This window comes from Shewanella sp. SM23, from assembly GCF_025654295.1.
GTDB lineage: Bacteria > Pseudomonadota > Gammaproteobacteria > Enterobacterales > Shewanellaceae > Shewanella > Shewanella oncorhynchi.
Genome location: NZ_JAKKRM010000002.1, coordinates 352,124 through 378,785, shown reverse-complemented (window position 1 = coordinate 378,785; position 26,662 = coordinate 352,124). Strand labels below are relative to the sequence as shown.

The following is a 26,662-nucleotide window of genomic DNA, read 5'->3' as shown; positions in this document are numbered from 1 at the left end:
ACTACTCGATGAGATTGACCACACAAGTCTTTGAAATAGGTATGTAGAAACTATGGGCTATAAATTAGCTTATTAATTTTTTTAACCAATATCTCACGATTTTTAGCCAGTTTAAAAATTGTCGGCAAATGTCGAATGACTATCGGCTCAGACTCGAATACCGCATCGCGATCTTTGGCCTGAATATAATCACGGATCTGAAGCATCATCTGTTTATTAAATGCCCAAAGTGAATGACCTTTAAACTCAAGGGAATAAAATGCGTCATTGGGCCATTCAAGTCGATGTTTCTGTTTTGCCATACACTGATAACAACAAATAAGACCAAGATCTGTACCATCTGTAAAAGCACTGTTCGCCCTATGTTCCCAAGTCGAAGTACCTTGGTATTTTTCTGGCAATTTTTCCCGCCAAGAAGCATCCAATAGCGGAGGGAAAAACAGCACACCAGGCCATTTATGGGCAAACCTTTGATTAAACTGCTTGATCTCAAACTGCCTACCCTCAAATAAATGCACATCTTTTTTCTCTAAACGAAAAACATGGGCAAAGGTAAAAGTGGCGCAGCCAGTACAATGGGGGCAAGTAACCTCAACTCCGTTTGGCAGGCTAAAAAACTCATAAAATCCTGTCATTGATACGACATTCCAAATGATTTAGAGACTAATTTGGAGCTCATCAATTTTCCAACCACCTTCATTTATCATGCTAATTCTTTGTTTTTCATTCGCCTCCGATGCATTACCACAAAGATCTTTTTGTGCATATTCAAGGACGGCCGTATCCCCATCTATCACCTGCGACACTAAGGTGAGTGCTTTGCACTTGGCAGCCGCTTTTGAAAATGAAAGATAAGATGCGATCACTTCATCGCGGGACAGCTTCATCTGCTGCATATACTGCGGGAACTTAGACTCAACATCCGCTTGCTTACGTTGGGTATAGTAAGCCTTGTCCTCTTGATAACTTATCCCCTGCTGTACCTTAGCATTATACTCGTCATACACTTCACTCGGCGATTTAGGCGTTGTACAACCTATCAGCACAAGCACAGATATGGGCAGTAAGAAAATCGATTTCATCATCTAACCTCCAAAACTAGACATGTATTATCAATAAATTCCATGGTGCATTCATCTGCTTGTTGTCACTGAACGAGTGCGCCATATATGTCTACCAAATACTCCTTATTCTCTTTGAAATCAATTACCTTGGCAGAAAGTAAACCTTTACTATCAACAGGTAACAAAATCAATGAAGATAAAATGTAATGCCACCAAGATAACATGTAAATAGTTCATTGATTACTTTAGCTTGGCAGCGTTGCTCATTCAATTGCAGCACAGTTGCTTACCTTGGCGAGTGCTAAAAATAAGTGCCATAAAACTGTGAGCATGCTCTAAATTGCTGTATTTGACAGGTCATTGTCTAATGCATTAAAAGGCACAAAGGTCTTTTTATCGAGCCAGAGAGGCGAGCGATTTTGTCCTGCTAGCTGATAAGCCCAAGTCGTAATGGCTTCAGAGCGATCACTCTCACAGACAAAATATCGACTGAGTTCAGAGTGTAACGTTTGGCCATGCTGGATAATATTCTGCTCATACCAGTTATCTTTATGGTGCTGAGCGGCAAGATGATCGCGTTTTTGATTATTACAACTGCTATGTGCGAGGACAAAATTATGGCCTAAATCATTAGGATATCGTGCCCAAGGGATAAAATGATCCACTTCGCTTGTTTCTTTTAATGATTTTTGGCAATAGAAGCATTGGCCTTTTTGGATATCAAGCAGTACAGGTCTAGCATGGGTGATCGTCTGTCTGTCGCTACCAAACAGAAACTCACTTAAATTGCCTTTACTGCCTATAATGACCTGATTTGCGGGAAACTCGGCGATTTTTTGTACCCATTGAGTACGAGCCAATGACACCACTAAATCGTGAAATCGCCTGAAGCAAAATGCGATCCCCGGATTCAACTCGATGTAATTTTTCTTTTTATCATGGGGATAAAGAAAACATTCTTCATTACGTGACAAGTTTTGTAAGCGCCATAAGGGGCCATCTTTTAACGTACCGCGCGTTTTACGCAATAAAGCTGGATAACTAAGATGCGCTTTTAACTGGGATAGACTGTTAACACCTTGATGGCGTAGTTCAATCAAACTGTTGATCAAGGCTGATTGCTTTCCACTATTTTGAATCAAGACAAAATACCCATCATTGGCACCAAAAGGCAAAGAGTGTTGCCAGTAAAGTTCAATAAACTTCTCTACCAAATCATCAATACTGATGGCGGTTTTCAGCGCAGGATCGGCATTGAGTATTAATGGCCGTTCGATACAGATATCGGCGATCGCATGCAGTAAGGCAAATTTGTAAGTTGCAACGAAATCCCCTTCAACTAACAGACGTTGTAAATAGCTAATAAATTCAACTTGTCTTCTCGCATCAATCGGCATTCAGTCGCTCCTGAATAATAACGCTTGCTTCAGGTGCATTTACGTTTGGCATCAGTTTGGGTGTAAAAACTAACGTCTGCCAATGCACTTGTGAGCGACCGAGTTTATCGGTTTCATCTTGGCTCAAATCTAAAAGTCGTAGCTGACAATCTGCAGCAAGTGTGAGCAGTTCATCGGCACTGACTGGGTGCATAACGCGCGCATCGGGGCTTGGGCCATGGCGCAAACTGATGACTAAAAGTCCAGTCGAATTGAGTAAGCGTGAGAGTGTTGCTAGTGCAAGTGGGCGTTCTGAGGGAGATAAATGCATCCACACAGCGCTGAGTAAAATCAGATCAAACTGTTGCGCTAGGCCAACCACTTTTTGCAACTGAGGTAAACCATCCTCAATCCAACGCACGGGTAGATCCCGCGTTAACACCTGCCCCATTTTTGCTAAAACAACCGCAGGTTCGACTGCAATAATTTGTGTCTTTTTGCCCTGTGCTTTTTCGGCTAAATAATACACATCCCGGCCAGAACCAGCTCCCACATCCAATATCGACAATGTATTTTTAGTAAGTAGAGGCAAAAGATGATGCAACCAACTCGAATGCACTTCTTCAAAGGTTTTAGACAAATACTGTGCCGCGAGTATTTCGGCGTGGTCATTATAAAACACTGTGCTCACTGACAACGATCCTTTTGCAACAAGTGATTGTTTTTACAGACGCTAACTTATCACAGTCGTATTTGATAAAAAATACATGCCATCATTATCATGCTGTTTTGCATAAAATATTTAGCATTATACTGTTCGCGATCACTGTGCTGATTTCGGCTATTCGACCCAATATTCTTATCAATGCCTATGCAATCTCAGCATTTCCCCATCGTTTTTTTTGCAGTGGTTTACACTCTATGAGTGAGTGTAAAGATAAGTGCAATTGATTGAATCTGTTACATGCTTCTCCAGAGTAGTTTCCATTTCAGTGTTGGAGTGAACGGGTTTTAACGTCTTGGCGTAGCGTCTATATAGAGATTAAGACCTAGGGCTCAATTATTTAGGATATCTATTGCCTATGAGTTTTGAAGATTCGTTAGAGCAACTTAAACGACAGTTTCTACATGCACTGCCGGATAAAAAGAAACAAATCATTACCTTGTGGATTTCATTGCGTAAAAATTGGGACGCACACATGCTGTCTGCCGTATACCGAGAGGTGCATAACTTAAAAGGGTCGAGCGAGACCTTTGGGTTGTCAGATACCAAACACATAGTCGATAAACTGGAGTTGCTGCTTAAGGGGCTGCTCAATGCGCCAGCCCCCGAACTTCCTACGATCAAAGGCTTAGATACCCTCTTCCACCAGTTGTTACAAAACAATATGCGCGGCCAACCGTCGGCGCCGGTAGTGGAGGCGCAAATGCAGCAAAGCCCCTATAAACCATCAAAGGCGCGCCATGAGCACCATATTGCCATCATAGAAGACGATGGTAATGTCGGCGCTATGATCACAAAGCAGCTGCGAGAGTTCGGTTTTAGTGTGCAGCATTTTTTGAATTTCACGAGCTTTCTGGTAGTGCAAAATAAAACGCCCTTTGATCTGATTTTATTAGATTTAATTCTACCCGATTGGACTGAAGAGGCCTTGTTCGAAGCCGCCACTGAGTTTGAGAAGAATAATACCCGAGTGTTTGTTTTATCCTCGCGGGGAGATTTTGACATGCGGCTATTGGCCATTCGTGCCAATGTCAGCGAATATTTTGTCAAACCCGCTGAGACCACTTTATTAGTGCGCAAAATCCATCAATCCCTCAAAATGTCAGAGAAACAACCCTTGAAGGTGTTACTGGTGGATGATCAACAATCTATGGTGGATTACTTTTCAAGTCTGTTACGCAGTCACGGTTTGATGGTAAAAGGGTTATCGAGTGCCGAGCAAGTCTTGCCTGCCCTTGAGCAATTTGAGCCTGATTTGTTTATCTTCGATTTGTACATGCCCGAAGTGAACGGGCTTGAGCTGGCAAAGATGATCCGTCAATTGGACAAATACACCTCGAGCCCAATTCTCGTGTTGAGCTCTGATGATACGATGCAGAATAAAGTCAGCATCATACAAGCGGGATCAGATGACTTAATTTCAAAGCAAACCGCGCCGAGTTTATTCGTCGCGCAGGTGATTTCCCGTGCGCAACGGGGTCATGATATTCGCAGTTCGGCTAGTCGCGACAGCTTAACTGGGCTGTTAAATCATACCCAAATTCTGGTGGCTGCGAGACGCTGTTTTAACGTAGCGAAACGGATTAACTCTCAAGTTTGTATCGCTATGTTCGATTTAGATCACTTCAAAAAGGTCAACGATACTTATGGTCATTCCGGTGGTGATAAGGTGTTGTTGGCATTTGCCCACCTGTTACAACAATCCTTACGTCAAACTGACTTTACCGGCCGCTACGGTGGTGAAGAATTTATGTTAGTGCTGCCAGATATGCAAAAACCACTGGCGATTGCCAAGTTGAATGCGATCCGTGAAAGCTTTAGCCATATCGTATTTGTTGAAGATGGCGTCGAATTTAAGGTGACGCTCAGCGGCGGTTTAGCCTTTTCGGATCAATGTGAGGAATTTCAAGATTGTCTGTTACTAGCAGATAAAAACCTTTACGAAGCTAAACGTTTAGGCAGAAATCAGCTCGTGGTTTCTCCGACTGACTAGCACTAGATAGAATGAGCCACTGCAGCGCACAAATCAGTTCGGCGTAATGCTCTTCCTGCGAGACTCACGCTCTATTCATCACTTTTGAATCCCACTCAGCGTGGGCGGTCACAGTGAGCTTAAATGGTTAATGAGCTTGCTCGGCATCTGCGATAACTCCACCACATAATCTACCGCACGGCACTTTATTGCTTCTCGTGGCATGCCAAATACCACACAACTTTGTTCATCTTGGGCAAATGTAGTGACTCCTTTTTGGTGTAGCGCCACCATGCCTTCGGCGCCATCTTTGCCCATGCCAGTTAAAATCATCGCGCTGATATTGGGCGCGGCACATTGGGCCAAGGCCGTAAACATCACATCGACCGAAGGTCTGTGGCCACTGACCTTTTCATCTTGGGTTAATTTAACTTTATAACTACCACCCACTTTGATGATCTCAAGGTGATGATCGCCAGGGGCAACATAGGCATAACTGGGTAAGAGTCGTTCCCCATGCTCGGCTTCTTTGACAGTAATCCGTGACTGTCGATTTAAACGTTCCGCAAAAGTGCGGGTAAACCCCGCTGGCATATGTTGGGTGATCACTATCGGCGGCATAGCCGCAGGTAAATGTTGTAATACATAAAGAATGGCTTCAGTACCGCCAGTAGATGCGCCTATCGCGACTAAATGCTGTGTCAGGGTTGTATTGGCCAATATTGGCCGCTTACTTGAAACAGGGCGTACTGGCTCAACAAATTTCTGCGGCTTGATGATTTTGGCTTTCGCGGCAGATTTGATCTTATCTAAAATCAAATCCTGATAATCATGAATACCTTGGGGCGAGTCTAATTTCGGTTTAGGGATAAAATCCACCGCGCCTAAGGCCAAAGCGTTAAAGGTCGCATCAGCGCCCTGCTCGGTTAACGATGAAATCATCACTACCGCAGTGGGTCTGGCTTTCATCAAGCGGTCCAAAAATGTTAAACCGTCTACTTTGGGCATTTCAATGTCTAAGGTAATCACATCGGGGCAAAATTGGTTCACCAGATCCTTGGCCTCATAGGCATCGGCAGCGAGCCCAACCAGAGACAGTTCGGAGTCAGCCTCAATCATTTTACCGAGCAAGCTGCGCATCAGCGCAGAATCGTCAACAACTAACACTTTGATCGTCATAACTTAATCACCAAATAGTTCAACGTCGCCGCCCGAAGGTAAATTACGAACCCGTAAACGGTACTCACTTTCCCTGTCAAGAATTGTGCTGTTATGCATGGATTTAATTTTGCGGACTTTCACTTTGCCCGAATGGGGGAAAAAATACACTTTGCGCGGATACACATCGAGTAAATCGGCAGCAACGATAGGGATATTTTCAAGATTGAGGTATTCAATCACAAACTCAGCATTACGCTCACCAATGTTGTGCACAGTAAAACTGCGTAACATATTGCCGCCCCCAAACACCTTAGCTTCGAGTGAATTACGCTGTGCGCCAAGCTTGAGCAAGTCGTTGATTAACAACTCCATTGCATACACGCCGTAACGGGCTGAATCGGCGAGCACCCCAGTACAATTGCTATTGTCACTTGGCAATAAAAAGTGATTCATTCCGCCAATTTTGAGCTTAGGGTCATACAAGCACACTGAGACGCAGGAGCCTAATACTGTCACTATCATGGTATCTTCACGGGTCGCAAAATACTCGCCGGGTAATATTTTTACCGCATCGCAACCAAAATGATGATCGTGATAGCGATTCGGCTCTGCAATAGCATATTCGATATTAGGTTTTAGCACTCATGAGCCCCTTCACTGGCCGATAGGTTGTTTGACCAACGGCAGTGATGATTTGCGGGAACATATTAAAATTTTCCGAATGTCCCGCAATATAAAGCCCATCCTCACTAAGGGAGTTCATCATGTGTTTTAATATGACTTCCTGCGTTTCTTTATCGAAATAAATCATTACATTACGGCAAAAAATCACATCAATTGGCGTTTTTAGCGGCCAAAAAGAATCGAGTAAATTGATGCGGGTAAACTTGAGCATCTGCTTTAATTCTGGCACCACGCGCACATTGCCCAACTGTGAACCGCGTCCGCGGTGAAAAAAACGTTTCTTGCGGATATCGCTAACAGTATCGATCCTGTCTAAGGGATAAATACCCATTTCAGCCTTTTTAAGCACGCCGCTGTCGATATCGGAAGCAATGATCTCGATAGGCGTTTTAAAACTGTTGAAATGTTCAGCGACGACAATCGCAATCGAGTAAGGTTCTTCCCCTGTGCTACTGGCAGCACACCAGATCCTGCGGGTATCTGGGTTATCGATTAAATACTGTTTTAACACCTCAAAGTGATGTGGCTCCCGAAAAAATGCTGTTTGATTAGTGGTTAACGCATTGATAAATTCTTGGTGTTCGTTTTCATGGCTTAACAGATACTCAAAATAAGCCGAAAATCCGGCTAATTTCAATGTTCTGATCCGCCGCACTAAACGGCTATACACCATAGCATCCTTGCTATCGGCGAGTTTGATCCCCGCTAAGCGGTACAGCGTCGTCCTCGCGGTATTAAAGTGCACCGAGGTATAGGCAAACTCTCGTTCCAATGGTTTGTTTTCACTCAATTAAAACTCTTCCCATTCATCTTGATCTTGCTTAATGGGCTTCATCGCATTGGTTTTAGGTTTCTCTGTCACTCTGGCTCTTACCATAGGTTGAAGCTGCTGTTTGATGGGTTTCATCGCCTTCGCTTTGGGCGCCGCTAATCTCGCGTTGCTGCGTCTTGGGGCTTCATCTTCGTCGTCCACGCGAAAACTGGCAACACTGTCTGAGAGTTGCTGCGCTTGGGATTGCATGCTTTCCGCTGCAGCGGCCGCTTCTTCAACCAATGCCGCATTTTGTTGCGTCATTTCATCCATTTGCACTACGGCTTTGCTGATCTCATCGATACCGATGGCCTGCTCATTAGAGGCTGAGGCAATTTCCGCCATGATGTCGTTCACCCGTTTAATGGCGATGACAATTTCCTTCATGGTATCGCCGGACTTACCGACAAGGCTGTTGCCACTCTCGATTTTAGACACGGAATCCGATATCAATGCCTTGATATCTTTAGCGGCATTGGCCGAGCGTTGGGCTAAGCTGCGCACTTCTGATGCGACTACAGCAAAGCCGCGGCCTTGTTCGCCCGCCCGCGCCGCTTCAACCGCAGCATTGAGCGCTAAGATATTGGTTTGGAAAGCAATGCCATCGATAACACCAATAATGTCGGCAATCTTACGCGCCGATTCATTAATCGATGCCATGGTCTGGACGACTTGCTGGATAAGCTCACCGCCATCCACTGCGACTTCAGCCGCTTTAGAGGCTAAGGCATTGGCTTGACTGGCGTTATCCGCATTGAGTTTCACTGTACCTGTGAGTTCCTCCATGCTGGCCGAGGTTTGCTCTAGGCTCGAAGCTTGCTCTTCGGTGCGGCTGGATAAATCTGCGTTACCTTGGGCTATTTCTGCCGAAGCGGTATTGATGGTATCCGCAGCTCGTTGAATATCTTGGATCATGAAGGATAACTTTTCAGCAGTTTGATTTGAGTAATTTTTCAAATCATCAAAGGTGCCTTCATAATCGTTATAAATGCGAGTGGTCAAATCGCCATCCGCTAGCGCCATCAGCACACGCGCCACATCTTGCAATCCACGTTCCGAGGTTTCAATTAACGAGTTTAAATTGTTCGCCAGCATTAAAAAGAAACCTTGCTTGCCATCTGTTTCCGCCCTTTGGGAGAAATCACCTGCCGCTGCGGCTGTGACTATGCGGGAAATTTCCTGCTCAGTTTGGACTTCAATGGTGCGGTCGAGCCATTCAACCACAGTCCCTAAGCGCTCACCTTCTTTAGACACTATGGGGCTAGCGGTTAAACGAAAGTGGCAACTCGCGACCTTAATAAGCGATTCATATTTACGGTCTAATTTATCGAGTAAACTTGCTTGGTGGGCAGGATTGCGGTGGAAGATATCCATCGAGCTGCCGAGGATTTTATCCACGGAAAAATGCGGTAAGGCTTGTCTGATCTCACTTTCAGAATGGCGCAACATAGTTTCGACCGAGCGATTCATATAAATGATCGTACGGTTAGCATCGGCTATCATGACGTTGGTACTGGTATTATTGAGCGCTTCGAGGATGCGCTGGGTTGCTCGCTCGGCTTCGATACTTTCGGTGCGGTCTATCCACTCAACACCTGTGCCTAAATGCTTATTTTCAGCGGTGATAATCGGCGTCAGAATCAACCTAAAGGTACGTTTGCCTATGGTGATTTGCGCGGTATGGGATTGGGTTAGACGTTCTAATAAATTGCGCTGATGTGCAGGATTTTTATGGAAAATGTCGATATTACTGCCGATCAGTTTGGCAACCGAGAACTGAGGTAACTCTTTACGAATATCGTCCTCTGCCTCTTGCAGTAAACGGACGACGGCTTTATTCGCATAAATAATATTGCGCTGACTGTCAGCGATCATAAAGCTGTTGCCACTGTTATCAAGTAGCTGAAAATAGCGCTGACGCTCTTCATCCCTTTGCTCACGCGCCTCATCATTGCCAAAAAAATTGAAAATACTCATTATTGTTACTCCTGATCAGTCAGACTATTTGCATCAATTAGACCCAGCTCATCACTGCTGATCAGAGCCTGAATATTTACTAAAATGATCATCTTATCCTCGACCGTGGCTAAGCCTTTGAGGTAGCGGCTATCGAACGCCACCCCAAATTCTGGGGCGGGTAAGATTTCCTCCGCCGACAGCTTAATCACATCGGAGACGGCATCGACCACTATGCCGACTATACGTTCAAACACGTTGAGCATAATAACGATAGTGAACTCGTTATAAGTGGCGGTTCCAACAGCAAATTTCATCCGCAAATCCACTATGGGCACTATGTCACCGCGCAAATTAATCACGCCTTTTATAAAACTGGGGGCGTTGGCGATTTTAGTGACCGACTCATAACCGCGAATTTCTTTGACGGACATAATGTCAAGGGCGTAGTGCTCTTCGCCTAACATAAAGCTTAAAAACTCCACCTCATCATGGGCGTTGTATTCCACTTTGGCGGTCATAGTTGATCGACTCTCCATGGCTATTTCCTTAATTTTTAATGTGCAGAGCGAGCGATTCGACATCGAGGATCAACGCGACGCTACCATCGCCCATGATGGTGGCGCCGGAAACTCCGGGGATCCTGCGATAATGTTTTTCAAGACTTTTAATCACCACTTGCTGCTGGCCAACTAAGGCATCAACGCACAGGCCAAAGCGCTTGTGGTTGCTTTCGAGCAATACGACTATGCCCTCTTCTGGGCAGCGGGCATTGGGCTCAATTTCCATCAGCTGATAAAGATTGAGCAGAGGTAAGTACTCTTCACGTACTTTTAAGAGTCTTTCTTTGGCGAGAAATTTAAGTTGTTCCGTTTGCGGCTGAATAGATTCTATGATGTGCACTAAGGGCAAAATGTAGATCTGATTTCCCACAGAAACCGTCATACCATCGACAATGGCGAGCGTGAGTGGCAACTGTATTTCAAAGGTTGAGCCTTGGCCCTCAGTGGACTCAATATCAATGCGTCCACCTAAGGCTTCAATATTACGGCGCACCACATCCATACCGACACCACGGCCAGACACATCTGTGACTTCCTCCGCAGTTGAAAATCCTGCGGCAAAAATCAATTGCCAAACTTGCTTGTCGCTACTGTTATCAGCCACTTGCAAACCGTTTTCCCGCGCCTTTTGAATAATGCGTTCACGATTTAAGCCTGCGCCGTTATCGTGCACAGCGATAACGATATTGCCGCCCCTTTGACTGGCTTTAAGGGATAACACACCTACTTCGGATTTACCCGCTGCGAGCCGTTTTTCAGGTTTTTCGATACCGTGATCTAAACTATTGCGCACTAAGTGGGTCAGCGGATCGACGAGCTTTTCAATCATTCCCTTGTCAATTTCTGTGTTGCCACCTTCAATCACGAGATTGACGTTTTTACCCAGTTGCTCAGAAAGATCCCTCACCAAACGATTGAAACGGTTAAACACAAAAGATACCGGCAGCATACGTACCGACATCACAGCTTCTTGCATCTCACGGGTATTACGTTCCAATTCATTGAGTGCGGTCTTGAGTCGCTCACCTAAATCGCCCGTCATCTCGTTACCAATGAGGGTCAACATAGACTGAGTGATCACCAGCTCGCCCGCGAGATTAACCAGGGTATCTATTTTGGAGGTTTCGACCCTTAAGGTGGCATCTTGGGCTGGCGTGGCTGATTTTTTAGTCGCTGTTTTCACCTCTGTGGTATTGGGCTTTGGGGCAACGGATGAGTTTGATGTTGCATTTGAACTCAGTATTGCAGGCGAGCTTGCTTTCACAGAAGGACTCGTGGGCACGGTTGAATCAGGTACGGTGGGCTCAGTCGCTTTGGCTTTAAATAGGGTGTTTTTGGATTGGCTACTTCCAGTTTCCTGGGCTTGATGTGCTCGAGTGGTCGCTGGCTTATAAACCTTCTGCACTAGCGGTTTTGAACTTAATAACTCGATTTCATTGGCGAAGGATTCTGGCGTTAATGCTTCAAAAAAACCAAAGCCTAACTCATCATCGTCAATTGTCACATCACACAGCTCAGCAGTACGCTCTTTATTATTTGCCACACTGTCAGCGCTGATGTCTTCCGCTTGATAAGCCTCATCAAAAAATCCAAAGTCTTCACCTTCGATGGCAATATCACGTGCCATTTCATCTTCAAAAAATCCAAAACCCAGATCTTCTGCCTCCACTGGTACGGTGGGTGTTGCATTTATGATGGGAGTGCTAGTAGCGGCGTCTGTACCATTACGTATCGCAACTGATGAACTAAAAGGCTCACCATTTAACGCTGCAACCAACTGACTTTTACTGTATTCGACCTCCTGCCAATCAATCTGATCTTCTTCGCGGTACAAGCTCAAGATATGGGATAACGTGTCCACAGTACTCAGCAGTAAATCGATAATAGATGACGTTAATAGGAAGTTACCCTTACGCGTTTTATCCAGCAGATTTTCCATCACATGGGTGACACTGGTTAATGCGGTAAAACCAAAAATACCACTGCCGCCTTTTATAGAATGTGCAGCACGGAAAATGGTGTTCAGTTCTTCAGGATCGGGAGAAGCAAGGTCCAATGCCAATAGCAATTGTTCCATATTTTCAAGATGTTCATGACTTTCTTCAAAAAAGACCTGATGGAACTCGGCCATATTGATGGACATAGCGCACCCCGTTGCAGTTAACCCAGCACTTTAGCCGTAATAGCCAACAACTTTTGAGGATCAAAGGGTTTTACCATCCATCCCGTCGCACCCGCGGCTTTCCCTTGGGCCTTCATGTCATCGCCCGCTTCCGTGGTGAGCATAATGATCGGCGTACGCATAAATGCTGACATAGCACGTAAGGATTTAATTAAGGTCAGCCCATCCATTCGAGGCATGTTTTGGTCAGTCAGAATGAAGTCAAATCTCTGCCCATTACAGATATCGAGGGCTTCTCGACCATCTTTGGCCAGTACCACTTGATAATTAGCCGATTTAAGGGTCGCTTCGACCATTTGTCGAATCGCTGCGGAATCATCAACAATTAATATTCTTTTACTCATGCGCTATTCCATTATGACTTTAGTTATATTCCCTGGCGGTACTAATTCGTATGTCTTAGATAATGTTTTCACCAGCGATAGACCGCGCCCAGACAACTGAGGAATGTCCGCCATCAAATTTTCATCACCCTCAAAGCCTTTGCCACTGTCAGCCACGCTAATATGTAATTCATCCTGCGATGAACGCCAGATGATGCTCACTTTTACCCAATCATTTGCCGTGAGCCTATCTGCAAAACTGTCCCTAATACTATGGTACAGTTCGAAGCCTTCTGGATCATTTTTTAGTCGAGAATCTAATTTTAGTACACCATGATCAATAGCGTTGCTAAATAACTCTGCGACAACAGTAAAAACCCGTTGACAGAAATTGGTCGCAAATCCCAATATACTGAGAAACTGATTCAATGAACTTAAATAATCAGCGCTGAGTAACATAGGCCCTGCAATACTGACATCCCAGCAGAACTCACCATCCATAATGGCTTTAATACGATTGACATCACGATCTTGATGCCAAGTGTTTAATCGTTCAAAATCTAAGGTACAAATAGTGATGTCATCGGCAATATTTTCAGCAGAACAGTACTCATGAATATTTTTCTCTAAATACTTTATTAAACCACCTGACAAATGAATAAATAGATCTTTTAATTTATCAATGCCAAATGGATTGCCGTCATGGGTATATTGCTCTATTAAACCATCACTAAAAAGACAAGCATGCCCATGGGATGGTAAATCAACCGTAACAATATCCGCTATAAAAGTATGCGGAGGTAAAATGCCAAGGGCCATATTTGTCGATTTAAATTTATCAATGGATTGATTACTGACTGAATTAGGATGGTCAATTTCTTTAATATTGTGGTTTGTTAAACAGTCAATCCCCCCCGTTTGAATATACACGGGGGGCATACCACCATTCCAAATGTGTAATTTATTACGATTAAAATCGGCTTCTAAAATAATACAGGCAACAAATCTGTCTTCAGGGTTTTCTCGGTGGAGCTTAGCATTCAGTTCATAAATAAACGTAACTAAAGAAAATCCCTTTGAAACCATGGCCCTAAATGTACTGGCAACACGCATGATGGGCATGGCTGCACTCAGGCCATGACCCGTTGAATCGGCGAGAATTAAGAAGAAATTGCCATTAGGTGCTATGCCATTGAGGATAATATCACCGCTAAAATTGGCACTGGCTTGGCAGTAAGTATGTACAAAATCAAAGTCAGTATTATCAATATTGACTAAGTGCTCAAATAAATGCCGGGCCATGTGTTCTTCTCTGGCCTTTTCATAAAGCATTTTTTCAAGTTCAATTCTTTGATGCTCTACTTTATGCTGAAGTTGCACCCGGGTAAGTAAACATTCAACCTTGTACCAAAATATTTCAACATTTATCGGTTTAACAACAAAATCCAAAACCCCCATTCTAAAACAGGCTAACACGGATTGATTTTCTTTTGTCTCGCTCATGACGATAACAGGTGTTTCTTTTTTATCCTTATTCAACTTATCCAGTAACGCCAGTGCGGTACCATCCTTTAACCAATAGTTAATCAGAATTAAATCAACCGTATTTTGCGTTATTTCAAATAAACCTTCTTCTAGATCACTACAAACAATAACGTTGTAACCTTTGCTGTGAATAAAGTCACTGATCCTTTGACTCGCAATAGCGTCATCATCGATAACTAAAATAAAATTTTCCGGTTGAGTAAGCGATACCATAATGAGTGTTACTCTATGATGTAGATTTTCTGCATATTGGCAATACTAAGGATTTCATTCGCCTGACCATGTGCACCTTTTACCGACGTAGAAATATGTAACTCCTGCGCCTTACGATGCAGCAGTACCATCATGCCTAAAGCAGAACTATCGAGGTAAAGCACTCGACTAAAATCTAAAATAATATGGTTAACCTCTGGAAGCGTTAAAATATCTTGATAATCACTGGTGAATTTCTTGTGGTAATAAAAGTCAAAGCGCTCTGGCAATGAAATAACTTTAATATTTGACATTGTGTTATCCCTAATTAAAAGAGTTCAATTTCACCACAGGTTATTTGATCCCTTGAAACGGGATTATGAGTCTCCTGACGTCGGCGACTCATTTGTATTGTGATGTCATCCCCCTTAATGCCAAACTCCTGTTGTGACATAGTGGTGACGCGATTGAGCGATTCTTTTAAATGGTTTAGGGACTGATTTGTGTAAATCAGGCTTTGGGAAGTAATATCACTGAACTGTAATCCCCGAATAGTATCCGAGATGGCTTGTTCTAGTTCATGTGCCGATGAATCGATACGTTCAATCACTTGAGAATCCTTCTCTGCTTTAACGATAATCTGCCTTAGTGCAGTATCTATATCCTTTTTTGCATCAATAATATAAGTCATATCTTGGGCGGCGACTTTACTCACGTGTACGGTTAATTGCTCAATCTGAATTTGAATTGATTTAAGCTGTTTTTGTATGCTTTCACTAAAACCTGCACTACGAGTGGATAAAGCGCGCACTTCATCTGCCACAACAGCAAAGCCTCTACCCGCATCACCCGCCCGCGCCGCTTCAATTGCCGCATTTAAAGCGAGCAAATTAGTCTGGGACGAGATTTGATCTATGTCTTGCAAGGCTTTCATTGCTTGAGGCATAGACTCGTAGATGAGATTCACTTTTTCCAACAATTCCATAGTTGATGCCGACATTTCTATGGTGGATTGAATAAAGCGCTCTAACGTCATTGAGGTATTGTTGGCAAATTGCTTCATTTGATCTGAATGGAATAACTCAGCATCATCAGTACTCTTAACGAGATCTGAAATAAATCCTGTCTGCTCCGTCATTAACCGCCCTAAACCATCGAATGACTCACCGAGCAAATTGACTGCGTCACCTTGCACCGCTAGCACACTGTCAATGTTAGCCTCGCAGCCGTTAAGCGTCGTGATTGACTCTTGATACAGATTGATATGGGCTTGCCAATCTGCGGCAAGTTGGTTATTGAAGGACTTATCATCATGCTGTTGAACTGACTGCATTTGCTTATGCTGATAAAATTGCCACAGCAACATCATCAATACAGAAATAACCGGACCGATAGCCCACAATGTCATCAAACTCAGCGCAAATCCAACGCCTGCCGCGAGCACCGCAACGACCCCATCCTTGTATGTCATATGGACTTCACAATAATTGTACAGTGATTAAAAAGTAGTTTCATATTGGGTGATTTTCAAACACGAAAGTGAAATTATTCACATTGTTACGTGTCGCAATGCGGAAAATGCAGTTATCGCGATAGAAATCCCCATCATTGAGCGCTAATTCTCAGTAAATTGCCGTAAATTCATGATTTGCTAATAAACTTGTCTTAATGGAACCCGAAACTTAACTGTGCAGTCCTCATACCCTAGGTTACACTGGAAGCGTCATGGATTGGGATGGGATCGCTTATGAGTCAACGTACATTAAACTCCTTATTTAAACCGACTTCCGTTGCTATTATCGGCGCTTCGAATACCGAAAAACGCGCGGGTAATGTGCTGATGAAAAACCTACTATCGAGTGGTTTTTCGGGGCCTATCATGCCAGTCACCCCTAAGTATCGGGCAGTGATGGGTGTGCTCGCCTATCCCAATATTGAAGCCTTACCCATCAAACCGGATTTAGCGGTTATTTGTACCCGCGCTTGCCGTGTGCCCGCCATCGTTGAAACCCTTGCGCAATTTGGCTGTAAGGTGGCCATTATTATGGCAGCAGGGATGGCGCAGGAATTTAACGAAGATGGCGTGAGCCTGCTCGACCTTGCCATGCAAAATGCTAAGCGTTACGGGATGCGTATTCTGGGGCCAAATAGCTTAGGAATGCTATTACCCCCGTTGGGGTTAAACGCCAGCTTAGCCCACGCCAGCGCCCTACCGGGCAAAATAGCCTTTGTGTCTCAATCGGCTGCTATTTGTACAACGGTACTCGATTGGGCCAATAACAAAGGTATTGGTTTTTCCTCCTTTATCTCCCTCGGTGATGCCACCGACATTAACTTTGACGAACTGCTCGATTACCTTGGCCGCGATAGCCGCACCAGCGCCATCATGCTTTATATCGACTCAGTGAATGAGAAGCGCCATTTCCTCTCGGCTGCTCGAGCCGCTTCACGCAATAAGCCAATTCTAGTGATTAAATCGGGCCGCAGCGCCGAAGGTGCCCGCGCCGCAAAATTGCATACGGGCGGTGTTGGCGGTAACGATGCAGTATATGAAGCGGCGTTTCGCCGTGCAGGTATGTTGCGGGTTAACGATTTAATTGAACTGTTTGCCGCGGTTGAAAGTTTAGCGCATTCCAATCCGCTGCAAGGTGAGCGCTTAGGGATTATCAGTAATGGTGGCGGTCCTGCCGTATTAGCGGTAGATGAACTCATTATGCGCGGCGGTAAACTGGCGGAGTTATCAGAAGACACCATAGCGAAATTAGAGGCGGTGTTACCTAATACTTGGTCAAGGCAAAACCCCATCGATATCATTGGTGATGCGAACGCATCACGATATGCTAAAGCTTTGACTATCTTGATGGATTCCAATGAACTTGACGCTATTTTGGTCTTGCACTCCCCTTCAGCACTCGGTGAAAGTGTTGAGATAGCTGATGCTTTGGTGAGTGTGATCCACGCGCATCCCAAAAAGAATCGCCTCAATATTTTGACGAACTGGAGCGGTGAAGACTCGGCTTATCAGGCACGAAAACGCTTCACTAAGGGCGGTATATCAACCTACCGTACACCCGAAGGTGCTGTGGGTGCCTTTATGCACATGGTTGAATACCGTCGTAACCAAAAACTGCTGCAAGAAGTGCCGCAATCGATCCCCGACAATATTCCGACAGATAGCCTCACGGCGCGCAAATTACTGCAAGCGGCTCAAGCTAAAGGAAAATCAGTACTGGAAACCCATGAGGCCAGCCCTATTTTGCGGGCTTATGGGCTTAACACCATAGACACTTGGTTTGTGAAAGATGCCGATGAAGCGGTGGCCATTGCGAATGAAGCGGGCTATCCCTTAGCGTTAAAAGTGCAATCCCCTAACATCTTGCATAAGTCCGATGTGCACGGAGTGATGCTCAATTTAACCTCGGCTGAAGATATCCGCCACGCCGCGAATGCGATTACCCAGAGGGTGCATCAAGCCAATCCCGAAGCCATTATTGAAGGCATGATAGTGCAGAAAATGGCGTTGACCGCTGGCGCACAGGAAATCCGCGTGGCCGTGATAAGCGATCCCGTCTTTGGTCCTGCGATTTGCCTTGGCGAAGGTGGCTCAGAATGGGACCCCACCAATGATGCTGCCGTTGCCCTGCCTCCCCTGAATATGGCACTGGCGCGTTATATGGTGATCCAAGCGTTAAAGACCCATAAGTTAAAGGACAGACATTTACCACTGGGTCTAGACATGAATGCCCTGTGCGTGATGTTAACGCAAATATCCCATATTATTATCGATTGCCCTGAAATCGCCTCGTTAGATTTAAACCCAGTACTGGCCGCGGGTGAAAACATCACTCTGCTCGATGTGAATATCCGTTTGCATGATGCCAATGCCGACAGTTCATCGCGGATGGCCATCATGCCCTATCCGAAGGAATTAGAAGAATTCGCCGAGCTAAAAAATGGCCTTAAGGTAATGCTAAGGCCGATTTTGCCCGAAGATGAACCTAAACATTTGGCCTTCGATAATTCGCTCTCCGATGAAGACAGATACAAACGTTATTTTGGGGTGCGATCGAAAATGACCCATGAAGAAATGGCGGTATTAACTCAAATCGATTACGCCCGTGAGATGGCCTTTATCGCCACGGCTAAGGGACCCGATGGCGATGACATCACCTTAGGTGCCGTGCGTGCATCTATTGACCCTGATAATACCGAGGCCGAGTTTGCCATGGCGGTGCGTGGCGATCATCAAGGTATAGGGTTAGGTAAGTTGTTACTCGAAAAACTAATCAAATATTATCAGGCCAACGACACGCCCGTGCTCACCGGCTTTACCATGTTTGAGAATCGCAATATGGCCAGTCTTGCCAAGAGTCTCGGTTTTAAAGTGACCTTCGATATGGAGGAGCATTTGATCAAAATGCACATGGATTTAAAACCGCCCAGTGATCAATAGCACCTATCCAGACGAACAAAAACGCCGCAAATCATTGCGGCGTTTTGTTATCCTAAGTAAATGATTATTTAACGAAATAGCGACCGAGCTAATACTTAACGCCTTGAAACATCGACACTCGCACCCACATTCTCAGCCTCTAACACAGTTACGGCCTTCGGACTTAGCTTGGTACAGTGCTTTATCGGCGCGACTAAACAGCGTTTCAGCATCATCCCCCTGTTGCAATGAGGCCATCCCAATCGAGACAGTAATCGCGCCAAGGGAAAGTTTTTTGTCTTTCCCTACCGTTAAGCGCCGCTCAGAAATACGTTCACGCAGATTTTCAGCCACTTGCAATGCGTCGTGAAAATGGGTGTTAGGTAGCACCACCACAAATTCTTCGCCGCCATAACGCGCAACAAAGTCATCCCCACGCACACATTGCTTTAAGGCTAATGCGACATAGGCCAATACTTTATCACCCGTTAAATGACCATAGGTGTCGTTAAAGGCTTTAAAATTATCGATATCAATCAGTAAGAGACTACAGCGGGTCTGGTGATCTTGAGAACGGTAGATTTGATCCTGAATACTCAATTCATAGGCGCGGCGATTATGCAGAGACGTTAATTGGTCTGTCATAGCCGCGAGGCTAAGATTTTCCATTTCAGATTTAAGATTTTGCACTTCTTGACCCATGGTACACAGACTTTGCTCCATCTCACGGTTGTTGATAAGTAGCATCTGCATCTCATCGACCACACCATCAACCAGCTCGTTCAAGGTATTGATATCGGGATTAGTCTGTAATCGCAAACCAAACTCGGCTAATGAGCCAGAAAATGCCGCGGTTCCTTGACTCAACTGGCTGATTTTATTCAACAGGCTATTGATCAATATTTGTGTTTCAATCTGAACATTTTCAATCACTTCTGGTGACTGTTCTTGGATAAAGGTTTTATAAAGACTGGTATTAACTTCCTTGGTAAAAGAGACCGAATTCGCCAAAAAACCATCAATCGCGCGATTTAAATCGAGATTTGTACCTGCAAAATATTCATACCAAACAGTGTAATTTTCAGGAGTAACAGGAATATCGAGGGCAGACATTTGCGGCACGGCCAAACGCAAAATTTGCGCGGCAGAATCAAGTTCTTTATTTTCTGCAGTAGAAGACATAAATCGCGAACCATAAATTTGTTATGTTTTTGTATATATTAAGTTAACTCAACTGGTTCGATTTGGATATGGGAGAAATCAATTATTATGACAGGGAGCAAAAGAAAAGAGGATGTTGCCATCCTCTTCCTCATCACGGTACCGAACCAACTAGAACGAGCTAAACCTCGCGACAATTAAGTCCACAATTAACCGCGGCAGCGAGCAAAGATATCTAATTCAGGCTGATATACCTCAGTTTTGATATTCATTAGTCCTAATAGACTATCGAATAAATTGTCATGGGAGAAACCACCTTTCGCCGCATGCTCAGCCAAACAATCCATATCCAATTGATTATCTTTGCTAAAATCTTTTGACACCCAAGCAAGCATAGGAATGCTCGTCTGCTCAATCGGTGCGATACTGTAAGGCGCGCCATGTAAATACATGCCTTTTTCGCCTAAAGACTCGCCATGATCGCTCAGATACAACATGGCTGGATCAAATTTATCTTGTTGGTTTTCTAACTTTTTAACCACTTCGCTAATAATATAGTCAGTGTACAAAATACTATTGTCATAGGTATTCATCAGCTCATCTTCACTGCAGTTTTGTATATCACTGCGCTGACAATCCGGTGTGAACTTACGGTGTTCTGCTGGATAACGTAAGAAATAAGTCGGGCCATGACTACCAATAACATGCAATACAATCACAGTATCTTTGCGTTCTGCGTTGGCTAAGGCTTCATCTAATTTGTTCAGTAACACTTGATCGAAACAATATTGGCCAGTGCACAACTGAGGATCACTGTTCAAATCAATGGTTATGTTTTCAACTTGGTCACACACCCCTTTACAGCCAGAATCATTGTCAAACCACTGCACTTTAATACCACCATGATCCAACACATCAACGGCGGTGTCTTGAGCATAGGCACGGCGTGAATCGTAATCTTCCCGTCCCATGCGAGAAAACATGCAAGGCAAAGATACCGCCGTTGCCGTGCCACATGAATGGGTATCTTTAAAGACTATTAATCCTTGGTCTTGGGTATGGGCGTTGGTTGGCTTGTCGTAGCCATAATACTGATAACTCATTGAACGCGCGGTTTCCCCCACGACGAGGACTAATAAATTCGGTTTACCATTTGAGTTGGCACTGACATTTTTTGCATCGAGGCCAAGTTGCTGATATTCCATTGGCGTTTGCAAGTACTGCACATTGATGTACTTAGACACAGCACCGATAAAATATGTCGGCACGATGTAACGTTTTAGCTCGTCGTTGTTACGGCCAAAGGCCGCGTAATCTTGAAAATAGAAGAAAGCAATAATGCCCAGTCCCGCCAACATCGCCAGCATAAAAAGCACTTTATGCAGTAGTTCTTTTAGGAAAGGTTTGTACTGAATATCCGCTTTATAGATAAGGTACGCGGGTAAAATCCCAGTCAGTAACATATTCATTATCGAAGCAAAATTCACATACATGAACGCTTCGGCATGATTGGTTTGAAAAGTGTTTTCTATCATGCCGTAATCGAAGACGACATTGTATTGGTAGGCAGCGAAGAACACACTCGATGATAACAAGGTGAGTAAGATGAAAAACGGTTTAACGAGATACTTCACCGTAAATAAGGAAAATATAAAACTGAGTGCAAAGGTTAAAAACAACGGCACAGTAGCGATGAAGATAGGATCGACATCAGGTTGTTTTTCAATGCCTTTCTTAATGATGCCAAACAATGGGATATTGAAAATACAGACGTAAAATAACGCTGTGATAAAAGTGAATCGATTCACCGATAGAGTCTTAAATCTTGCTAACACTGATAGCTCTCACTCAAATTAGTTGTTTGTCGAGAATAACTTAGTATTCTTAAGGTAGTCTTAGCCTTTGACAGTGAAATTTTTTCGCAATAGTAGCAAGCTCTTGGCAATGGCTCAAATTATCTGTGGGTATTGTTAACATTAAATAATAAACTTAAAAAAACGGCCGAACCTCAATAAGTTCGACCGTTTTCTGCTCCCCAACCTATTAGGGTCTTGCTCGGTTTTACCAGTGAAGAGTTAACAATTCATGCTAACCCAGCGGTAATTATCTTAATTGCTGTAATAAGTAGGCAAACGCCATTGAATTAAGTTCCGCAGCTTGATTATTATCTGCAGCGCCGGCGTGGCCACCTTCAATATTTTCGTAGTACAAGACATCAATTCCCATGTCTTTCATCTTAGCAACCATCTTACGGGCGTGACCTGGGTGAACCCTATCATCACGGGTCGATGTGGTGAAAAAGACCTTTGGATAATGCACGTCTTTATGCAGATTATGGTACGGAGAGTACGTTTTAATGTAAGCCCATTCCTCAGGAATATCCGGATTGCCATATTCGCCCATCCAGCTGGCACCGGCGAGTAACTTATTGAATCTAAACATGTCAAGCAGAGGTACTTGGCACACGACAGCGTTGTACAGATCCGGTCTGCGGGTAAATGCCGCTCCCATTAACAGGCCACCGTTACTGCCACCTTGGATGCCTAAATGTTTACTTGATGTAATTTTACGGGCAATCAAATCTTCCGCTATTGCCTCGAAATCCTCATAGGCTTTATGTCGATTTTGCTTTAACGCCGCTTGATGCCAAGCTGGGCCATATTCGCCACCGCCACGAATGTTAGATAACACATATACGCCGCCCTGCTCTAACCAATTCTTACCAATGGTGGCCGAATAGGATGGACGCAGTGAGACTTCAAACCCACCATAGCCATAAAGTAGCGTAGGATTAGTGCCATCTAACTTAAGATCCTTAGCCATCACCACAAAGTACGGTACTTTAGTGCCATCTTTAGACGTCGCAAAGTATTGCTCAGTTTTAAACTTATCCGCAGCAAACTGTTGCGGCATACCTTTAATTTTCTTCGGATTTAAGGTTTTTGCATTAACCGTATAGAGGCTTGAAGGCTCAAGAAAACTGGTGTAATTCACAAAAAAATCATCACTGTCTTGCTCAACGTCCATTACCGTCAAGGCGCCATTCGCTTCGAATGGGACTTGGGTGCTTTGCCAAGCGCCCTTTTCGTCTTGCTCATACCGTACTAATTTGCTTTTCACGTTATCGAGCCAATTCACGAAAATCGCACTCTTACTAAAACTAAGCTGCGCTATCGATGCGGTCTGAGTCGGGCTCACAAATAAACTGAATTTGGCTTTTTGGGCGATAAGATCCGCCACATCGGCATATACGACCGCGCCTTGCTTAAAATTACCGTCTTTATTGGTTAAATCGCTCTTTAACTCAATAAATAACTTACCTTTAAAATAACCTTTAATCTCAGCATCTTGAGGTAATGGCAACCCTATGAGTTTGCCATCTTGATAGACATATTGGCTGGCGGTATAAAAAGTATGTGCCTCGGTGACTAAACTCAGCGGCGTTTTATCATCGAATAAAACCCAGCCTGATACTGCGACTGAGGTTTTGTCACCAGTGAAAATCGGTTTCGCTTGCTCGAGTGTTGTACCACGTTGCCAGAGTTTCACCTCCCGTGGATAACCTGAGTCAGTCATGCTTTGACCATCACCAAAATCAGTACCGACAAAGGCGTGGTCTTTATCTATCCAGCTCAGACTTGATTTGGCTTCTTTCAAAAAGAATGGCTTATCTTTGGTGGCAACAAAGGATTTAGTATTTAAATTAAATTCTCGCACTTCCACCGCATCGGCACCACCGCGGGAAAGTGAGACAAAACAGCGCTCATTTTCGGGATATTGACAGCTAATATCCTTAAATACCCAATTGACGGCTTCGGCTTTACCTAAGGCATCGATATCAAGCACGGTTTCCCATTTGGGATCGGGTTTAGCATATTCTTCCATGGTAGTACGGCGGTAAATACCGCGCACATGGGTATCATCCTTCCAAAAGTTGTATAACTTGTCGCCAATGTGGGTCGCGTAGGGAATGCGTTCTTTATCGTTCAGGATGGCGAGACTGTTCGCCACTAAGCTATCAAAACCTTTAAACGCTTTAATTTCGGCGGCAGATCCTGCATTTTGGGTTTTCACCCATTCCATCGGCTTTGCGCCTTCAACATCTTCTAACCAAATGTATTTATCTTCTTCTGCGTGAAGTTGACCGCTCATACCGAGCACTCCTGCAATGCACCAAGGCAGTAATTTATTATTCATTCTATTCCTTTTAAACAAAGTCCATCTTGAGATCTGCCCTTACATTACCTTAATTAATATCCAGTTCAACTATTAATCCAACAAGAATGTAACAAAAGGTAAGGTACTGTAATAGCTGATGATTAATCTAGAATGAATCGCGTTTTTAAAAATGTCATGCTATAAAAAAGCGTCCACGAGGGACGCTTTTTAGTGGATGAAATAGGGTAAATTAAAACTCGTTATTCATACGAGACAACAAATTGAGCAGTACGATTCGTTCCTCACTGCTCATTTTAGCGGTGAGATCTGTAGTGAGTTGTAGATGTAATGCATCATGTTCGAGGAACAAAATTTGGCCCTTTTCGGTTAACTCCACCAGAATTGAACGACGATCGGTTTCATGGGGACGACGTACAACCCACTCAGCTTCAACCATTTTGTCGATTTGAACCGTTAGTGTGCCTGTTGTGACACCAATTTTATCTGCCAGTTCTTTCATCCTCATAGCGCCGTGCACGCCGAGTAACTCAATGGTGTGCACCTGCGATAGGCTAAAACCTTTGTCACGCACAATAGCGTGTTCCCAAGACGACAGCTTTTCATAAAATTCAATAATCACATGATTTAATGCATGATCTGTTGAATGTGCGGCCGTTGAATGAGCAGTCGTTGAATTCAGGTTTGATGAATGATGATGTTCAACAGTCATTTAGGCTTCCTTAGCCATACACTCGCGCTGACGACAAGTATGGAGTTCAATAGTAATATGAGCCAATTCAGGAAATTGTGACAGTAACTGATTAAAATAACTGACATCTTTCGGTGAATGGGACACGATAGACACCATAATAGCATGGTGATCGGCACTCACTCGCCAAAGATGTAAATCGGCCACTTGATGATCCGGTACGGCCTCAAGAGTTTCCACGACCTTACGCTGCAATGACGCTTTAACACCACCGTCAAGTAAGATAGGGCTCGTTTGCTGAATGAGTCCCCATGACCAACGGCTAATAATTACAGCACCCACGATACCCATAACCGGATCGAGCCAAGTCAGTCCCATGTATTTACCAAACAACAAGGCCGCAATGGCGAGCACTGACGTTAACGCATCGGCTAATACGTGAAAATAGGCGGCGCGTAGGTTGTGATCATGACCACCGTGTGCCTTCTGACTCTCATGCTCATGCTGAGCAACATGGTGCTCCTGTTTATGATGGCAATGGCTATGATCTTGATGACTTTCATCGTGTGCATGTGAGTCATCATGTGTATGTGGACCCGCACCATGTGAATGAGCCGTATGGACGTGATCGTCATGGGAGGAGTGTGCTTCGCAGCTGTGATGAGCATGCTCGTCTTCATGATCATCTTGATGTCCATGATCGTGACTATGACCATGAGTGTGCCCATGGTCGTGGGTATGGTGATCTTTGAGTAAAAATACACTCAGCACATTCACGCTCAAACCTATAACAGCCACAAATATGGCTTCGTTAAAATGGATTTGCTCAGGGTTAATCAGTCGCATTCCCGATTCAATCAACATCACCAGTGCCACAAGTCCTAGCGCTATTGCGCTGGTATAACCGCCAAGCACACTCACTTTGCCAGTACCGAAAGCAAATGCAGGATCGTTAGCGTGTTTACGGGCATACGAATAGGCGAATAGCGTGATCATAAAGGCTGCGGCATGGGTTCCCATGTGCCAACCGTCGGCGAGCAGTGCCATAGAACCGTAGATGGTTCCGGCAGCAATTTCAGCCACCATAGTGATCACGGTTAAATACAGTACATAGCGAGTGTTCTTCTCGCCATCGCGGTTCTGACTGGAAAACTCATGGGCGTGCTGCCACTGGGCGAGTGAGTGCCCTTGGCGGCTTCCCGTAGTAGCTTGATGCCCTGTCGCTTGCTCGGCTGTCATTGATTTCATTGTATGGCCCCTGTTCCATTTCTATCGCTATTAATGGTGAAAAACTCGTCGCTTGAATTATAGTTTGAAAATCAAAATATATGAAGATCAAATTAACTATTTATCAAGATATACTGTTTTCAAACTTTTAAACGTGTATTTGAATCCCCATAATGCATCAGCCCTCCTGCCATCAGTCGAGACACTGATATGTAAATTAAGATAGGCAGCTAGACTAGGCAAAGGATATCAGGCAAGGTTTAATGGATTAGCGCTTGATTTATGGGTAAAAACAGCTCACATCGCTGTTATTACAGCCTTACGCAGTTATAGACAGACACAGCGGTGGCTTTTCAGTGCAAGTTGAAATCCAAGTTTTAAGGTTTTTATCTAGGCTATTTCGTATATTTTTCGCATGATAT

At 44.2% G+C, this 26,662-nt stretch carries 21 protein-coding genes; 2 read left to right on the top strand and 19 right to left on the bottom strand.

The annotated features are described in order from the left end of the window. Positions 1-50: 50 nt before the first annotated feature. The 4 genes from L5L98_RS04730 to L5L98_RS04715 all read right to left on the bottom strand — a co-directional run bounded on the left by L5L98_RS04730 (position 51) and on the right by L5L98_RS04715 (position 3,131). Positions 51-635 carry a hypothetical protein gene (locus tag L5L98_RS04730; RefSeq protein WP_263138916.1) on the bottom strand — a complete coding sequence of 195 codons (585 nt, stop codon included), beginning with the start codon at positions 633-635 and terminating at the stop codon, positions 51-53. A 21-nt stretch (positions 636-656) separates the two neighbouring features. Next, the gene (locus L5L98_RS04725) at positions 657-1,085 is read right to left on the bottom strand and encodes a hypothetical protein (RefSeq protein WP_173496902.1); all 429 of its coding nucleotides are present in this window, start codon (positions 1,083-1,085) and stop codon (positions 657-659) included. A gap of 314 nt (positions 1,086-1,399) precedes the next feature. Further along, positions 1,400-2,461 (bottom strand): HNH endonuclease, encoded by a 1,062-nt coding sequence (locus L5L98_RS04720; RefSeq protein WP_263138913.1) that lies wholly within the window; start codon positions 2,459-2,461, stop codon positions 1,400-1,402. Next, positions 2,451-3,131: a class I SAM-dependent methyltransferase gene (locus L5L98_RS04715; protein WP_173496900.1), complete on the bottom strand. Its 681-nt coding sequence runs from the start codon at positions 3,129-3,131 to the stop codon at positions 2,451-2,453. Before L5L98_RS04715 ends, L5L98_RS04720 begins: the two co-directional genes overlap by 11 nt. A gap of 391 nt (positions 3,132-3,522) precedes the next feature. On the opposite strand from L5L98_RS04715, the gene L5L98_RS04710 reads away from it, so the two are divergent. Further along, positions 3,523-5,157 carry a diguanylate cyclase gene (locus L5L98_RS04710; protein ID WP_105252527.1) on the top strand — a complete coding sequence of 545 codons (1,635 nt, stop codon included), beginning with the start codon at positions 3,523-3,525 and terminating at the stop codon, positions 5,155-5,157. Positions 5,158-5,265: 108 nt separating this feature from the next. On the opposite strand, the gene L5L98_RS04705 is transcribed toward L5L98_RS04710, so the two are convergent. Genes L5L98_RS04705 through L5L98_RS04660 form a run of 10 tightly spaced genes read right to left on the bottom strand, consistent with a single transcriptional unit; the run spans position 5,266 to position 16,024 of the window. After that, entirely contained in the window at positions 5,266-6,315 is a 1,050-nt protein-coding gene (locus tag L5L98_RS04705; RefSeq protein ID WP_263138909.1) for a chemotaxis response regulator protein-glutamate methylesterase, read from the bottom strand. Positions 6,316-6,318: 3 nt separating this feature from the next. Continuing rightward, complete coding sequence (gene cheD / locus L5L98_RS04700; RefSeq protein WP_105252529.1) at positions 6,319-6,939, bottom strand: chemoreceptor glutamine deamidase CheD; 621 nt, start codon at positions 6,937-6,939, stop codon at positions 6,319-6,321. Then, positions 6,926-7,771: a CheR family methyltransferase gene (locus L5L98_RS04695; RefSeq protein ID WP_028759906.1), complete on the bottom strand. Its 846-nt coding sequence runs from the start codon at positions 7,769-7,771 to the stop codon at positions 6,926-6,928. Before L5L98_RS04695 ends, cheD begins: the two co-directional genes overlap by 14 nt. Continuing rightward, the gene (locus L5L98_RS04690) at positions 7,772-9,769 is read right to left on the bottom strand and encodes a methyl-accepting chemotaxis protein (protein WP_198573197.1); all 1,998 of its coding nucleotides are present in this window, start codon (positions 9,767-9,769) and stop codon (positions 7,772-7,774) included. Between the two features lie 5 nt (positions 9,770-9,774). After that, positions 9,775-10,287 (bottom strand): chemotaxis protein CheW, encoded by a 513-nt coding sequence (locus L5L98_RS04685; protein ID WP_049821692.1) that lies wholly within the window; start codon positions 10,285-10,287, stop codon positions 9,775-9,777. 10 nt (positions 10,288-10,297) lie between these two features. Further along, positions 10,298-12,454 (bottom strand): chemotaxis protein CheA, encoded by a 2,157-nt coding sequence (locus tag L5L98_RS04680; protein ID WP_263138905.1) that lies wholly within the window; start codon positions 12,452-12,454, stop codon positions 10,298-10,300. A gap of 17 nt (positions 12,455-12,471) precedes the next feature. Then, a complete protein-coding gene (locus tag L5L98_RS04675) occupies positions 12,472-12,837 on the bottom strand; it encodes a response regulator (RefSeq protein WP_028759902.1) in 366 nt (121 codons plus the stop codon). 3 nt (positions 12,838-12,840) lie between these two features. After that, positions 12,841-14,574: a SpoIIE family protein phosphatase gene (locus L5L98_RS04670; protein ID WP_263138901.1), complete on the bottom strand. Its 1,734-nt coding sequence runs from the start codon at positions 14,572-14,574 to the stop codon at positions 12,841-12,843. Positions 14,575-14,582: 8 nt separating this feature from the next. Next, a complete protein-coding gene (locus L5L98_RS04665) occupies positions 14,583-14,867 on the bottom strand; it encodes an STAS domain-containing protein (protein ID WP_028759900.1) in 285 nt (94 codons plus the stop codon). A gap of 14 nt (positions 14,868-14,881) precedes the next feature. Beyond that, on the bottom strand, positions 14,882-16,024 hold the full coding sequence (locus L5L98_RS04660) for a methyl-accepting chemotaxis protein (protein ID WP_263138896.1): 1,143 nt from the start codon (positions 16,022-16,024) through the stop codon (positions 14,882-14,884). A 276-nt stretch (positions 16,025-16,300) separates the two neighbouring features. Here L5L98_RS04660 and L5L98_RS04655 point away from each other — a divergent pair, with 276 nt between their 5' ends. After that, complete coding sequence (locus tag L5L98_RS04655; protein WP_105252534.1) at positions 16,301-19,006, top strand: acetate--CoA ligase family protein; 2,706 nt, start codon at positions 16,301-16,303, stop codon at positions 19,004-19,006. Between the two features lie 132 nt (positions 19,007-19,138). Here L5L98_RS04655 and L5L98_RS04650 read toward each other — a convergent pair whose 3' ends face one another. The 5 genes from L5L98_RS04650 to L5L98_RS04630 form a co-directional block, all read right to left on the bottom strand. Then, positions 19,139-20,167, bottom strand: coding sequence for a GGDEF domain-containing protein (locus L5L98_RS04650; protein WP_028759897.1), 1,029 nt, complete (start codon positions 20,165-20,167; stop codon positions 19,139-19,141). 188 nt (positions 20,168-20,355) lie between these two features. Continuing rightward, a complete protein-coding gene (locus L5L98_RS04645; protein WP_263138890.1) occupies positions 20,356-21,981 on the bottom strand; it encodes a phosphoethanolamine transferase in 1,626 nt (541 codons plus the stop codon). 268 nt (positions 21,982-22,249) lie between these two features. Beyond that, entirely contained in the window at positions 22,250-24,343 is a 2,094-nt protein-coding gene (locus L5L98_RS04640; RefSeq protein WP_263138888.1) for a prolyl oligopeptidase family serine peptidase, read from the bottom strand. Positions 24,344-24,554: 211 nt separating this feature from the next. Beyond that, entirely contained in the window at positions 24,555-25,034 is a 480-nt protein-coding gene (locus tag L5L98_RS04635) for a MarR family winged helix-turn-helix transcriptional regulator (protein ID WP_263138886.1), read from the bottom strand. After that, positions 25,035-26,261, bottom strand: a complete 1,227-nt coding sequence (locus L5L98_RS04630; protein ID WP_168827088.1) for a cation diffusion facilitator family transporter — start codon at positions 26,259-26,261, stop codon at positions 25,035-25,037. Positions 26,262-26,662: the final 401 nt, after the last annotated feature.

What these genes read in the sequence shown, in the direction of transcription:
- L5L98_RS04730 (WP_263138916.1), bottom strand. Translation starts at nt 635, where the DNA reads ATGACAGGATTTTATGAGTTTTTTAGCCTGCCAAACGGAGTTGAGGTT.
- L5L98_RS04725 (WP_173496902.1), bottom strand. Translation starts at nt 1,085, where the DNA reads ATGATGAAATCGATTTTCTTACTGCCCATATCTGTGCTTGTGCTGATA.
- L5L98_RS04720 (WP_263138913.1), bottom strand. Translation starts at nt 2,461, where the DNA reads ATGCCGATTGATGCGAGAAGACAAGTTGAATTTATTAGCTATTTACAA.
- L5L98_RS04710 (WP_105252527.1), top strand. Translation starts at nt 3,523, where the DNA reads ATGAGTTTTGAAGATTCGTTAGAGCAACTTAAACGACAGTTTCTACAT.
- L5L98_RS04705 (WP_263138909.1), bottom strand. Translation starts at nt 6,315, where the DNA reads ATGACGATCAAAGTGTTAGTTGTTGACGATTCTGCGCTGATGCGCAGC.
- L5L98_RS04690 (WP_198573197.1), bottom strand. Translation starts at nt 9,769, where the DNA reads ATGAGTATTTTCAATTTTTTTGGCAATGATGAGGCGCGTGAGCAAAGG.
- L5L98_RS04685 (WP_049821692.1), bottom strand. Translation starts at nt 10,287, where the DNA reads ATGGAGAGTCGATCAACTATGACCGCCAAAGTGGAATACAACGCCCAT.
- L5L98_RS04680 (WP_263138905.1), bottom strand. Translation starts at nt 12,454, where the DNA reads ATGTCCATCAATATGGCCGAGTTCCATCAGGTCTTTTTTGAAGAAAGT.
- L5L98_RS04675 (WP_028759902.1), bottom strand. Translation starts at nt 12,837, where the DNA reads ATGAGTAAAAGAATATTAATTGTTGATGATTCCGCAGCGATTCGACAA.
- L5L98_RS04670 (WP_263138901.1), bottom strand. Translation starts at nt 14,574, where the DNA reads ATGGTATCGCTTACTCAACCGGAAAATTTTATTTTAGTTATCGATGAT.
- L5L98_RS04665 (WP_028759900.1), bottom strand. Translation starts at nt 14,867, where the DNA reads ATGTCAAATATTAAAGTTATTTCATTGCCAGAGCGCTTTGACTTTTAT.
- L5L98_RS04660 (WP_263138896.1), bottom strand. Translation starts at nt 16,024, where the DNA reads ATGACATACAAGGATGGGGTCGTTGCGGTGCTCGCGGCAGGCGTTGGA.
- L5L98_RS04655 (WP_105252534.1), top strand. Translation starts at nt 16,301, where the DNA reads ATGAGTCAACGTACATTAAACTCCTTATTTAAACCGACTTCCGTTGCT.
- L5L98_RS04650 (WP_028759897.1), bottom strand. Translation starts at nt 20,167, where the DNA reads ATGTCTTCTACTGCAGAAAATAAAGAACTTGATTCTGCCGCGCAAATT.
- L5L98_RS04640 (WP_263138888.1), bottom strand. Translation starts at nt 24,343, where the DNA reads ATGAATAATAAATTACTGCCTTGGTGCATTGCAGGAGTGCTCGGTATG.
- L5L98_RS04635 (WP_263138886.1), bottom strand. Translation starts at nt 25,034, where the DNA reads ATGACTGTTGAACATCATCATTCATCAAACCTGAATTCAACGACTGCT.
- L5L98_RS04630 (WP_168827088.1), bottom strand. Translation starts at nt 26,261, where the DNA reads ATGAAATCAATGACAGCCGAGCAAGCGACAGGGCATCAAGCTACTACG.